The sequence below is a fragment of the Sphingomonas bisphenolicum genome (assembly GCF_024349785.1).
Classification (GTDB): domain Bacteria; phylum Pseudomonadota; class Alphaproteobacteria; order Sphingomonadales; family Sphingomonadaceae; genus Sphingobium; species Sphingobium bisphenolicum.
Map to the genome: position 1 here is coordinate 43,485 of NZ_AP018819.1, position 12,252 is coordinate 55,736.

At 60.7% G+C, this 12,252-nt stretch carries 15 protein-coding genes and 1 pseudogene; 5 read left to right on the forward strand and 11 right to left on the reverse strand.

The features are described from left to right. Position 1: 1 nt before the first annotated feature. Positions 2-403, reverse strand: a complete 402-nt coding sequence (locus SBA_RS22850; RefSeq protein WP_019053934.1) for a hypothetical protein — start codon at positions 401-403, stop codon at positions 2-4. A gap of 128 nt (positions 404-531) precedes the next feature. On the opposite strand from SBA_RS22850, the gene SBA_RS22855 reads away from it, so the two are divergent. Together SBA_RS22855 and SBA_RS22860 are read left to right on the forward strand one after the other, a co-directional pair. Continuing rightward, the gene (locus SBA_RS22855; RefSeq protein WP_231382153.1) at positions 532-675 is read left to right on the forward strand and encodes a helix-turn-helix domain-containing protein; all 144 of its coding nucleotides are present in this window, start codon (positions 532-534) and stop codon (positions 673-675) included. A gap of 147 nt (positions 676-822) precedes the next feature. Next, a complete protein-coding gene (locus SBA_RS22860; protein WP_006954178.1) occupies positions 823-972 on the forward strand; it encodes a hypothetical protein in 150 nt (49 codons plus the stop codon). Positions 973-982: 10 nt separating this feature from the next. Here SBA_RS22860 and SBA_RS22865 read toward each other — a convergent pair whose 3' ends face one another. From SBA_RS22865 to SBA_RS22905, 9 genes are all read right to left on the reverse strand, one after another. Beyond that, positions 983-1,147, reverse strand: coding sequence for a hypothetical protein (locus SBA_RS22865; RefSeq protein WP_019053931.1), 165 nt, complete (start codon positions 1,145-1,147; stop codon positions 983-985). Between the two features lie 217 nt (positions 1,148-1,364). Then, positions 1,365-2,069, reverse strand: a complete 705-nt coding sequence (locus tag SBA_RS22870; protein ID WP_006954176.1) for a DNA adenine methylase — start codon at positions 2,067-2,069, stop codon at positions 1,365-1,367. Between the two features lie 147 nt (positions 2,070-2,216). Continuing rightward, positions 2,217-3,293: a hypothetical protein gene (locus SBA_RS22875; RefSeq protein ID WP_037489865.1), complete on the reverse strand. Its 1,077-nt coding sequence runs from the start codon at positions 3,291-3,293 to the stop codon at positions 2,217-2,219. 504 nt (positions 3,294-3,797) lie between these two features. Next, positions 3,798-4,034, reverse strand: coding sequence for a hypothetical protein (locus SBA_RS22880; RefSeq protein WP_006954175.1), 237 nt, complete (start codon positions 4,032-4,034; stop codon positions 3,798-3,800). An 18-nt stretch (positions 4,035-4,052) separates the two neighbouring features. After that, positions 4,053-4,757 carry a SprT-like domain-containing protein gene (locus SBA_RS22885; protein ID WP_006954174.1) on the reverse strand — a complete coding sequence of 235 codons (705 nt, stop codon included), beginning with the start codon at positions 4,755-4,757 and terminating at the stop codon, positions 4,053-4,055. Continuing rightward, positions 4,754-4,939 carry a hypothetical protein gene (locus SBA_RS22890; protein ID WP_006954173.1) on the reverse strand — a complete coding sequence of 62 codons (186 nt, stop codon included), beginning with the start codon at positions 4,937-4,939 and terminating at the stop codon, positions 4,754-4,756. The genes SBA_RS22885 and SBA_RS22890 overlap by 4 nt, the downstream gene beginning before the upstream one ends. Positions 4,940-4,941: 2 nt before the next feature. Beyond that, on the reverse strand, positions 4,942-5,115 hold the full coding sequence (locus SBA_RS22895; protein WP_006954172.1) for a hypothetical protein: 174 nt from the start codon (positions 5,113-5,115) through the stop codon (positions 4,942-4,944). A gap of 92 nt (positions 5,116-5,207) precedes the next feature. Next, positions 5,208-5,972: an IS6-like element IS6100 family transposase gene (locus tag SBA_RS22900; protein WP_001389365.1), complete on the reverse strand. Its 765-nt coding sequence runs from the start codon at positions 5,970-5,972 to the stop codon at positions 5,208-5,210. A 324-nt stretch (positions 5,973-6,296) separates the two neighbouring features. Beyond that, positions 6,297-8,813, reverse strand: a complete 2,517-nt coding sequence (locus SBA_RS22905; RefSeq protein WP_006967707.1) for a TonB-dependent receptor — start codon at positions 8,811-8,813, stop codon at positions 6,297-6,299. Between the two features lie 175 nt (positions 8,814-8,988). On the opposite strand from SBA_RS22905, the gene SBA_RS22910 reads away from it, so the two are divergent. The 3 genes and pseudogenes from SBA_RS22910 to istB all read left to right on the forward strand — a co-directional run bounded on the left by SBA_RS22910 (position 8,989) and on the right by istB (position 11,863). Then, entirely contained in the window at positions 8,989-9,753 is a 765-nt protein-coding gene (locus tag SBA_RS22910; protein WP_006949122.1) for an IS6 family transposase, read from the forward strand. A 52-nt stretch (positions 9,754-9,805) separates the two neighbouring features. After that, positions 9,806-11,083 (forward strand): annotated as a pseudogene (istA, locus tag SBA_RS22915) (IS21 family transposase); the annotation flags it as partial. A gap of 15 nt (positions 11,084-11,098) precedes the next feature. Next, positions 11,099-11,863, forward strand: a complete 765-nt coding sequence (gene istB / locus SBA_RS22920; protein ID WP_006956108.1) for an IS21-like element helper ATPase IstB — start codon at positions 11,099-11,101, stop codon at positions 11,861-11,863. Positions 11,864-11,950: 87 nt separating this feature from the next. On the opposite strand, the gene SBA_RS22925 is transcribed toward istB, so the two are convergent. After that, on the reverse strand, positions 11,951-12,250 hold the full coding sequence (locus tag SBA_RS22925; RefSeq protein WP_006956105.1) for a putative quinol monooxygenase: 300 nt from the start codon (positions 12,248-12,250) through the stop codon (positions 11,951-11,953). Positions 12,251-12,252: the final 2 nt, after the last annotated feature.

The following is a 12,252-nucleotide window of genomic DNA, read 5'->3' on the forward strand; positions in this document are numbered from 1 at the left end:
ATCAAGCGGAAACCAACTTCCTAGAATAGTCGAGGGAACGGAGCGCGGTTTTGAGATGGAAGGCGGTTATGTCGTCGTCCATCTCCACCGCGATAACGAGGCTTTCCCGTGCGAGGTCTATAGCGTGGAGGAGGCGGCGATATTGTTCATCGCTCAAGTCCGTGTCTCGCATTGTTCTCGCAGTTCGCGGGGCCTTCGCTTCATCCACGGTCAGGGTGACAGGCTCCCGATCGTCATGGCCTTCGGCCTCTAGCTCGCTAATGTAATGCAGCGAATGGAGCGCGTGTTTCAGTTGGAAGGCTGATAGATCGTCGCCCAGCTCCGCCGCGATAGCGAGGCTTTCGCGCGTGAGGGCTATAGCATGTTGGAGGCGGTGATATTGTTCGTCGTTCAAGTCCATCATCACCCGACTCCGAAGCAGGTTCCAGAATGGCAATATACCTACGTTTGGACGATATGGCGCACCCGTTGAGCAAATTATTCGGGAAGCGGTTGAGGGCGCGGAGGCAGGCCCTCAAAATGTCGCAAGCGATGCTGCATGAGCAAACCGGCGTCACGGCTTCCTACATTTCGTTTATCGAGAACGGGAAGGCCAATCCGACCTTGGATGTTATGGCGCAGCTCGCGGACGCGATCGGGTGCCCTGTCTCGGAAATGTTGGCCGCTGAAGCATAGTCGCCGCTGTCTATGTGCTGCAGCATAGCCGCCCGCGTCTATGTCGCCGGTGGCATAGACGTTCCCGTCTATGATGCGGGCCGGTGAAGCCTCCTTGCTGGCTTAGGAGGTTGCAGCATCGAGCCGGAGCCGTAATCATCCGGTGCCATGAAGGAATGGCCCGATCCGAACGACGATACCGGCAGCGACTTGCTTATCCACATCGAGTTTTGGGGATTGCTGGCGCTTACCGGGCTTGCCTTCCTCGCGGGCGTTGGGCCGCCGATCGTCCGCTTTGTCCGTTCAGTCATCGGATAGGCGCGCACGCCTATGATGCTGTCCCGTGGCGGGGAACAATGTAGGCCCATATGCCGCCTTGGCTCGCCCACTCTGGATGCGAATAATTATAGGCCATCATGGCGAGCGTGAACAGCAGCAGCAGAAGCGCCGACAAATCGCCGCGCGAAAAGGGCCTGTTGTTATCGCCGTTCATCGCCTCTTTTGACACAGGAGCGGTAATCGGACCCTTGCCCGCCTTGGTTAAATGTTGGTGGACGAGCTGGGGGCGCAAAAAGATGGACCCGACAGCTAATGCAGCCGGGTCCAGTGAAAGAACCTAAATGATCGAGAAAGGTTCTTCGGGTCGCAGGGCTGATCTAGGATGCTTTGGTTAATCATTTCACAACGGCAACGAGTGCGGTGCTGGCCTGCTATGAGTCCACTTCCAGCAGCGCGGCGAGGATCGCAATTCGCTCGCCCGCAGGCAGCTCGCTAAACATGCGTTTCCAACGTGCCGCCTTGCGCTTGATCCTCTGGCGATCGGTGAAATCCACCCCGGCATGGGTGGCCCAATGCGCCGCATCGGGCGCATAGTTCATCCATAGACATTCGGTGCGCGGCCCGCCTCGCGTCATGGCCTGATAGGACAGGACGCGCCAGCGCGGCGCGGGCAGCAGCTCGCTATACAGGGACGAGGGATAGCCTGAAATCATCACCGAGGCGGGCAGCGCATCGAGGACGGCCAGCAGTTCCCTATGGTCCGCTTCCGTATAGTCATAGCGGTAGCGCGTGCCCGGATGGGAGCGCGTGGCGAGGACATAGGGCGGATCAGCATAGATCAGCACGCGCCCAGCGGCCGAAAAGTCGAAATCGCGCAGGAAGGCGAGGCAATCGACGTTGTAGGTTTCGACGGCCGCGCCATCGAACGCGCTCGATTCCTCTGCCGCGATCGAGCCGAAGCACTCAAAGGTAGCCGGATCAATTTCGAGGCCGATCGAGCGGGCAGCGGGAGGCTTGCGCCGGAGGACGATGCCGGAGCCTAGATGCGTCTCAATGTAGGTATCGTGCGGCGGCATATTGGCAATCACAGCCTGATATGCGCCCGAAACCTGTTTCGAGCCGAGATAGCCGGTCATGGCACCTACTGGAAAAGAAGGAGCAGGCGGGGAAGCGTCCCCCTGCGATCGGGCCGCCCAGCGTCCCGCTCGACCCCCACAGCAAGGGGCCAGCCCCTCGCAACGCTCCCCGGCTAACACCAAACGGAAGGTTCGGGCTGGGGGCGTTCATCTGGAACGCCGGGGCGACGGCGGCTTAGGCAGGCCGTGGCCGATTTCGTTGGATTTGGTTTTGCCGTCGCCTTCGCTCTGGCCTGTCTTGAGGGCGTCGGAGAGTCCGGCGAGCGAGCTTCCCCGCGCCGCGTTCAGGAGAGACGTTCGGCCACTTTCCGGCGTAGCTTTTCGTCCGTCGCCATGTGCGAGGCTCCCACCAACATCAGGGCTTCCAACCGCGTAAAGTTGCCCGTGGGGAGACTGTCCTTTGAATTGGAGGGCGCAATCGGCGCTGACGCGGCCGAGCTGGTTGAGCCGGTCGAACTCTCTTTCAAGTCTTTCTTGGACAGGTCCATTTTCCAATTCCTTCCGCCAGATATTTACACCGTCCATGCCTTCTAGGCGATGAACATTCGCACGATCGCGCACGTCATGGACCGCAACCGAAATCTGATCGCCAAAGCGACCTAGAAGGGCCTCTAGGCCGTCAGGCGTGCCCTCCTGAATACGCACCATCACGGCCGCGCTCGCACCCCGGCCCAGCTCCTCAAAGCGTTGGAATGTGTGCGCAAGCGCCTCCTCTGGCCGAGGCAGAACCGCTATTACCCCGACCCTGCATCCGGCGCTCAATGCCTGTTCGACCTTGGCTATGCTTGCTTGCGGATCGACAAGCTGGCCCTCAAAGATCGCGCGCACGTCACGGCCGAGCCGGTTTCCTTCATGCAGCGCCGCATACTGGATTTCAGAGGTTTTCCCGGCTCCCGGCATCCCGGTTACGAACAGCACCAGGTTGCGGGCTGGATCGGAGCTATCGGCCACTACACGGCGGTATTGTTCGGCCGCCAGAACGGCCGCGGCATTGTGGACGGGCGCGTTGTATCGGCCGCGGGCCTCCCTTGAGGCGGTATATTCGGGAAGCAGCTCTTTCATGGCGTCCGCACAGACGTAGCGCCCCCCGAACGTGCCGGGTCGGGCCGCATAGTCCGTCAGGAACCGTTCGGGCGCAGCTTGCACGGCATCGACCACGCGCCGTTGCACGTCCGCGCGATCGGCGTCCGCGAACTCCAATACCCTGATAGGTTCCAATGCCATCCCGCTTCCTCTGTCAGATCCGGCATAGACGCAGGCGTCTATGAGAACCAGAACTATTTGTTGGGGCGTGGTCTAGCACGAATATAAGAAAGCCCGACACAGGGCCGGGCTTTCGCACTTTCGGACACAACGGGGGTTGTGCGCGACCCGAAAGCAGAGTTGTTGCAGAACCGTATCGGGCAGGCACGGCGCTGGCAGGGCGAAGGAGCCGCGCCAGCGCGATATGCTCAATCTATCGTCGGCAGGCTGTTAATCATGGTGTGCAACGGAACCTTACCATTAATCGTGCAGCGCGAGATTCATGGATAGCGATCCCGGAGAAGCGCGAAGGCTGCACGCGGTTGAGAACCGCGCAATGGCGCGCCGCATTGAGGCGGAGCGTTGGAAAGCTCTATGGGATGAGGCGCACCCCGCAGCGACGGAGGCCCCGGCCCCGGACCATGCAGCTCCCGACAAACCGAGCCGCTTGCGCTCGATATTAACGCTATTCCGAAGGGATAGCCTCTAGTCTCGCTTATGACGCTGTTCAGGCTGGCCTAGAATGTGATCGTTGATGGTCGCAACGGCAAGCGGGATCAGGTTGAATAGCTGGTAGGCGAAGATCGCGCCGACAAAGAACACCAGAAGCGGGTGCGCCTCAATCAGATCATAGTTGGCCCGCACGAACACTGTCCCCGCTGCGAAAGCGAGGACATAGAGGATCATCGTCAAAGCCCCGTCGAATAGGCTGCGCATCGTCATGGGCCGATCCTAGCCCCTTTATTCGACAGGGGCGAGGGGCGCGCTGGCGCAATCGTCGCCACCGCACAGGAGCCGCAGCGCGGGCTTGCCCCATGCCTGCACGCCGCATGTAGGGCAGCGATATTTGATCCGGTTCGATCGGTTCCCCGTGGCGGGCTGAAGCACGTCCGCCAGATGGCCGCCGGCAGCGCCGGCGCCGGCGCCGGCGTCGATCGCCGGCGTCGGCATGATCGCCGGGAACCGATCGAGCCACGAAATGCGGAAATTCTGCGTCAACAGGGCATCCGTGGCGAGCATGAAGGGGCCGCCCGGAATGGCATAGTCGGCCATTTTCTGCCCTGTCCTAGCGCCTCCGGGCTGGCCCGTGCTGGACGGCATGAGGCCGATAGCTTCCATTTTGTCGGCCCATTCCCGGTTGTGATAGCCGGAGCGCGACGGGTTGCCGAAATGGAACTGCCATGCGTGGACCATTTCATGCACTACAGTTTGGAGGACTTCGAGCAGGGGGACCACGGCGAAATATGCCGGGTTGATGGCGATTTCATCGGTCTTGCTCTTGTCGTGATGATGCACGAACCGTTCCGATGAGAAATAGCCGTAGCTCCGCTTTTCCCTCTGCATCGTAATCAGACAGGAGGGCAGCTCGCCCGCGAACAGCTCCCGGTTGTAATGGTCGAACGCCAGTTGCAATTCAGCATAGGCTTGCGCGGTCGGGTTGGTCATGCGCCCAGCGCCTTCGCTTCGGCCGCGCAGCGATCCTTATGGGAATACCATTCACCCAGCGCGCTACCGCGACCACCCTTCCCGAACCACGTCCCGGAGCGCCAACCGCACTCGCAGCTTACCGAAACACCAAAGCTATAGCCTGCCAGCTTGTGCCCCTTGAGGGGCTTTTCCTTCGCCATAATCAGACCCCCCTTTCATTGCGGCGTCGTTCAACGTAGCCATCGGCCTTGCCGTCCTCGTAAGGCTCCCAAAGGTCGGGGTTGGTCGGTTCGCAGCCCTGATAGCGGGGATCATCGGGCCAGCGGCCACAGTTCCACCCGGCGTTATAGGCGCGCTGCTGATCCTCATGGGTCATTGGCTGGCTCCCTGTTCAGCGAGGCGGGCCATGACGCGGGCTCTGTTGCAAAGATTGGCGGCAGTCAGAGGTAGGCTGTCGCTCTGCGCCGATCAGGCGGCTGCTGCGAAATGGTGGTTGAGCATGCCCATGGCCTCCGTCAGCGCCGAGGGCCCAATGCCAAAAGCTCTCTCCACAAGGCGCACCTCGCCCCTGATGCCGGGCTGCAGGCACCAGGGGCGAGCCTGTCCTTTGCGCAGGGCTCGCATGACTTCGAATCCCTTGATCGTGGCATAGGCCGTGGGGATCGATTTGAAACCGCGCACCGGCTTGATCAGTATCTTGAGCTTTCCGTGATCGGCCTCGATCACGTTATTGAGATACTTCACCTGCCGGTGGGCCGTCTCCCGGTCCAGCTTTCCTTCGCGCTTCAATTCGGTGATCGCTGCACCATAGCTCGGCGCTTTGTCGGTATTGAGCGTGGCAGGCTTTTCCCAGTGCTTCAGGCCTCGCAGGGCCTTGCCCAGGAACCGCTTCGCTGCCTTGGCGCTGCGGGTCGGCGACAGGTAGAAATCGATCGTGTCGCCCCGCTTGTCGACTGCCCGGTACAGGTAGGTCCACTTGCCCCGCACCTTGACGTAGGTTTCATCCAGGCGCCAGCTCGGATCAAAGCCACGCCGCCAGAACCAGCGCAGCCGCTTCTCCATCTCCGGGGCGTAGCACTGGACCCAGCGATAGATCGTCGTATGGTCGACCGAAATGCCGCGTTCCGCCAGCATTTCCTCAAGGTCGCGATAGCTGATCGGATAGCGACAATACCAGCGCACCGCCCACAGGATCACATCACCCTGGAAATGGCGCCACTTGAAATCCGTCATCGTTCCGTCCGTCCAATCTCCGCCAAGCATGCTCAAGCTTCACGATTTTTGCAACAGAGCCGTGCAAACAGCCATTTTCTGTAATCGTTTACTAATTATGATTTCAACGTTTTTTCAATGATATAAAAAGCAATGCAAATGTTAATCATCTAAAATTTCTGAAAACGTTGTGATCCTAATTCGCTAGCCGACGGTCACCCCTGCGCCGCCCCTCTGACAGCATCACGAAGCCTCCCAACAAGCGACTCGCGCATCCCGAACAACAAACGGCCCGGTCCACCAGAACCGGGCCGTTCATCAGTGATCGTTCAACGATGCCAGCCGTCAGAACTTGGCGCCAACCTCCACGGCCAGAGTGCGGGGCTTCTCGACAAAGCCGAAGAAGTATCCCGGCCCTGCCAGCGGCACCGACGTCGCGTGCGAGTAGGTCAGCGTATTGGTCAGGTTGCGGCCGACCAGCGCGATGCTCCAGCGCGAGGTCTGCAGGGCTACGCGGGCGTCCAGTTTCCAGTAAGCCTGCTGCATGTTCTCCGGCTCGCCGGTGTTCTCCATGAAGTACTTGCTGGAATGCTGCGCAGCACCGCTCAGAGCCAGTTCCCACGGACCGGTGAGCGGAACGGTGTAGTCCGCCGTCAGCGTGAACGCCGCCTTGGGCGCGAAGGCCGTGCGTCGGCCCTTGAGGTTGCAGGCCGGAGACCCGGTGGGCGTCACCCCGCTGACCTCGCCAGCCGTCGCATCGCTCGGGCACTGCGCCCCCGGGAAGTCGAGGAACTTGGAATCGAGGAGCGAGAGACTGCCGCCCAGCGTCAGCCTGTCGATGGGCCGCCAGCGCGCATCCACTTCGATACCGCGCGAACGCGACTTGCCCGCGTTGACGATGTTGAGACCAGCGATGCCATCGAACTGCGATACCTGCAGGTTCTTGAAGTCGTTCTGGAACAGCGCGATGTTGACCTGAAGATTGGCGGCCGGGAACGTCAGCTTTGTGCCCACTTCATAGGCGTTCACGCTCTCGTTCTTGAACACGAAGGCATCGGGAATGCCATCGCCGTTGGAGTCCACGCGGGTCGGCGGGCCTGCGGTAAGCTGCGCCGGCAGGTTGCGCATCTCCATGTCGAAACCACCGGCCTTGAAGCCCTGCTTGAACGAGGCATAGGCCATCACGTCGCGGTTGGGTCGCCAGCGCAGCGTCACGGCGGGCGAGAGGTTGTTCTCCTTCAGCTTGGCGCGATAGTGCAGGTCTTCCGCGATCAGCGGCACGATGGCCGGCGTATCGTCGGACGTGATCCCGCAGGTGGGATGGTTCAGCGGACCTACGCAGACGCGGTGATCGATGTCCTTGCGCTCATTGGTGTAGCGAAGGCCCGCGCTGAGTTCGAGCGTGGGGGTAAAGGCGAAGGTCGCCTCGCCGAACAGCGCGATCGAACGCCCGTTCTGGTCGGACCGCTTGTACCATGTGCCCGAAGGCGGAACGACCGTTCCTGGAGCGGGCGCGGGGAAGCCCGGATAGGGGAAGATGTAAGCAGAATCGTCCTCGATGAATTCAAGGTTCGAACGCTCGAAGTAGGCGCCTGCCACCCACGACAGCTTGTTCTCGCGCGGAGAGGCCAGCCGCAGTTCCTGCATGAAGGTGTTGAACCGCTCATACCGGCGCAGCGTCGTGAACGGCACGTCGGTGTTGTCGATTTCGGAGTAGTTGCGCTGGTTGTGGCGGATATAGCTGGTCACCGAGGTCAGCGTCAGATCGCCGGCATGCCAGTTCGCCGTATTGGTCAGCGCCAGGCCCCGGAAGCGGTCGCCGTTGTCGACCGGATCGATCTGCTCCCCTGTGATCGCGCTGACTACAGCCGCGCTCGCCGGATCGAGGTTGATGCTGGAATTCCGGAAGTTGGCCTTGCAGTCCTCGTGGCTGGCGCCCACCGCAAGCGCGGTGTTGAGCGACGGCGGATCGCCCGCTGCCGGTGCACGCGGCTCGCAGCGGAAGACCTCCGCCGAAGATCCCTTCGTATCGGACTTCACGTAAGTGACGCTCAGCGTGCTGTCGAAATTGCTCGACGGCTCCCAGGTCAGCGTGCCGCGCGTCAGGAACTGGTCGTTGATGGGGCCGTCAGGGCCACCCGGCGCATTGTTCTTGATGTAGCCCTTGGACTCGTCGCTGTAGCGCATCGCGAGGCGTGCCTTGAGCGTATGATCGGCATTGAGCGGCCCGGAAATCGCCCCCTCGATGCTGGCCTGATCGCTTGCCTCGAATTCATAGGCCGCGCGGACATAGGCTTCGAATTCATCCGTCGGCTTCTTGGACGTGATGTTGATCGCGCCGGCCACGGTGTTCTTGCCGAAGAGCACGCCCTGCGGTCCCTTCAGCACTTCCACCCGCTCGATATCCAGCTGACCGGCACGCGCCCAGGCCGCGCGCGAATAGTAGGCGCCATCGACGAACAGACCCACGGTCTGCTCGAAGCCGGGATTGAAGGAGCCCGAACCCACACCGCGCAGATAAGCCGATGTGCCGAGATCCTGAATCACGATCTTGGCGGCAGGAACCAGCTGAACCGCCTCGGACGTCTTGGTGATGCCAAGGTTCGCCAGTCCCTCGCCCGTTACCGCGCTGACCGAAACCGGGACTTCCGAAAGCCGTTCCGCTCGCTTGCGTGCGGTCACGACGATCTCATCTATGCCGCGCGGCGATTCCGCCGCCGTTTCGCCCTGCCCTTGAGGCTGCCCCTGCGGCTGCTCCTGAGCCTGCGCCTGTGCCGCCATCAGCAGCGTCATGGCCGTTGCCGCCATGCTTGTGCTGATCCGAAGTGCGCCGTTTAGAAAACGTGTCGTCTTCATCGTCATCCTCCCCTCTTCCTTGGCTTCGTCCGAACTCGTCTCCCGGATCGAAGCCGCCATGTGTCAGTGCATGATCGCTCCGCCATCGACGAACAGCGTCTGCCCGGTGATAAATCGGCTCTGTTGCAAACTCTGACACGGTTTCCAAGATTGGGCTCATGTACTGTCAAGGTCAGTTGCGATGAACGATTTCAAAGGACGGCATTTTACCGGCGAGGTCATCCTATGGGCGGTGCGCTGGTATTGTCGATACGGCATCAGCTACCGTGATCTCGAGGAAATGCTGTCCGAGCGTGGGATCGATGTCGATCATACGACGATCTATCGCTGGGTGCAGCGCTACGCGCCGGAGATGGAGAAGCGTCTCCGCTGGTTCTGGCGGCGCGGCTTTGATCCGAGCTGGCGTCTGGATGAGACCTACGTAAAGGTGCGGGGCAAATGGACCTACCTGTACCGGGCGGTCGACAAACGGGGCGACACGATTGATTTCTATCTGTCATCGACACGCAGCGCCAAAGCGGCGAAGCGCTTTCTGGGCAAAGCTCTTCGTGGCCTGAAGGACTGGGAAAAGCCGGCCAAACTCAATACCGACAAGGCACCCAGCTACGGCGCAGCAATCGCTGAGCTGAAACGCGAAGGCAAACTGGCGGCGGAAACCGAGCACCGGCAGGTGAAATATCTGAACAACGTGCTCGAGGCCGACCACGGCAAGCTGAAGATGCTGATCAAGCCGGTACGTGGCTTCAAGTCGATGCCAACGGCCTACGCCACGATCAAGGGCTTCGAGGTCATGCGCGCCCTACGCAAAGGACAGGCCCAGGCATGGTGCCTGCAGCCAGGTATCATGGGGGAGGTGCGCCTGGTTGAAAGAGCATTCGGAATTGGACCCTCGGCCCTGACCGAAACCATGATTATGCTCAATAAGCATTTCGCCAATGCTGCCTAATCCCCCAACTGGGTGACGCCGCGCGGCCGTGCCCCATGTTTGCAACAGAGCCATTGATCAGGAACTGCGCAAGCGCGGGGTCACGCGCATGTTGCTGTGGCAGGAATACCGGGCACAGCACCCCCACGGATTTGGCTACACATGGTTTTGCACCCACTTTGACGCGTGGAAAGGCCGTGTACGGCCGAGCATGCGGCAAACGCATGTGGGCGGCGAAAAGGTGTTTGTCGACTTCTCCGGCGACACGATCGAGATCGTTGACCCGGCAACCGGTGAGGTGAAAGCGGCCAAGCTGTTCGTCGCAGCGATGGGGGCCTCAAGCTATACCTACGCCTTGGCTGTTGCCAGCGAAGGGCTGGAGGATTGGATTGCGGCCCATGTGGGGATGTTTGCCTATCTGGGCGGTGTGCCGAAGGTGGTCGTACCCGACAACCTGAAATCGGCTGTGATTAAGCCGGACCGCTATGATCCCGGCTTGAACCGGACCTATGCTGAAATGGCCGGGTACTACGGCACAGCAATCCTGCCGGCGCGCGTGCGAAAGCCAAAAGACAAGGCCAAAGTCGAGGTAGCCGTGCAAGTCGCCCAGCGCTGGATCCTGGCAAGGTTGCGCAATCGCAGGTTCTTCTCACTAGCCGAGCTGAACACTGCCATCCGGCCATTGCTCGACGAATTGAACATGCGCGTCATGCGTGACTATGGCGCCAGTCGCGCTGATTTGTTCGCCACATTGGATCGTCCGAACTTGCAGCCGCTGCCCGCCGATCCCTATGTCTTTGCGCGCTGGAAACGGGCCCGTGTCGCCCCCGATTATCACATCGAGGTAGATCGCTGCTGGTATTCTGTGCCGTTCAACTTGATCCGGCAGGACGTGGACGCGCGGGTTACTCATGCCACGGTAGAAATCTTCCATCGTGGCAAACGCGTCGCTAGCCATCTGCGCGATCCCGGACGGCGTAGTCATGTCACGGCGGCCGAGCATATGCCGTCGGCGCACCGCCGCTATGCCGAATGGTCCGCGACGCGCATTCTGAACAGCGCCGCAAAGCTGGGGCCCTCCGTGGCTGCGTTTTGCGATATCGTAATGCAGGACAGGCCGCACCCCGAACAAGGCTTCCGAACCTGCCTGGGCGTGCTGTCGTTGGCCAAAAGCTTCGAGCCCCGGCGGATCGATGCCGCATGCCGCCGGGCCGTCGCCATCAAGGCCCGATCGGTCGCATCCATCCGCTCGATCCTGAAGACCGGTCTTGATCAGGCTTTCCTGGAACCAGACCCCGAAGAGCTGCCGCTGCAACACCGCAACATCCGCGGCCAGAACTATTACCACTGACAGAGGAGATTACTGTTGCTGTCCCATCCCACTTGCGACCGTCTGGAGGCTATCGGGCTTTCCGGTATGGCAAAGGCACTTCATGAACAGCGGCGCGTTGGCGCGACGTTTGAAAGCCTCAGCTTTGAAGAAAGGCTGGGATTGCTCGTCGATCGCGAAGCTGCAGAGCGTGACGCCAAGAAGCTGGCTACGCGGTTACGTTTTGCCGCCCTGCGCCACGCGGCCTGTGTTGAAGATATCGACATGCGCAGCCCTCGCGGCATTGATGTCGCGGTGATGGCGCATCTGATCGATGGCAGCTGGATCAACCGGCACGAAAATTTGCTGATCACAGGGCCAACAGGGTTGGGCAAAAGCTGGATCGCCTGCGCACTGGGCAACAAAGCTTGCCGTGATGGTCGCCGGGTTGTCTATCATCGCGTGCCCCGCCTGTTCCAGATGTTGGCCATAGCCAAAGGCGACGGACGACATGCCCGCGTTCTCAAAGCCATCGAACGTACGGAACTGCTCATCCTTGATGATTGGGGGCTCTCAGTCCTGACGGCAACAGAGCGACGCGATCTGCTGGAAATCCTCGACGATCGACAAGGTCGGGGCTCCACCATCGTCACCAGTCAGCTTCCGGTGGATCAATGGTTCGAGGTTATCGGCGATCCCACCCTGGCAGATGCGATCCTCGACCGCCTGGTCCACAACGCTCACCGCCTAACCCTGAGCGGCGACAGCATGCGAAAAAAGATGAGCACCATGAAATTGCTTGACCAAAGCCTTCAGCCCTGACTCAATAACACCCGTTGGCCAGCCTGCCCGAGGGCGCGAAATGGCTGCCCGCGATGCCGTGAAACGCGTGCCCGAGATCGCGCGAAATCACTGCCCAACTTCCGCGAAATGCGCACTCACGCCGATCGGATCATCGAGCAGCGGCAGGATGCTGGCCCGATAGGCCTTGTAGTGGTCGGTCTCGCGGTGAAAGGCGACCGCGTCGTCATCTCGATAACGTTCGATCAGATGAAAAAGCGTTCGCCCTTCGTGATCGGCCTTGAAGAGATCATAGCGCAAATTGCCGGGTTCGGCCCGCGTGTTCGGCACCATAATGCGCAGGATAGCCTCGACTTCGGCTTCGTGGCCGGCCTTTGGAAGAAAACGTACGAACACGATCTTATTCATCT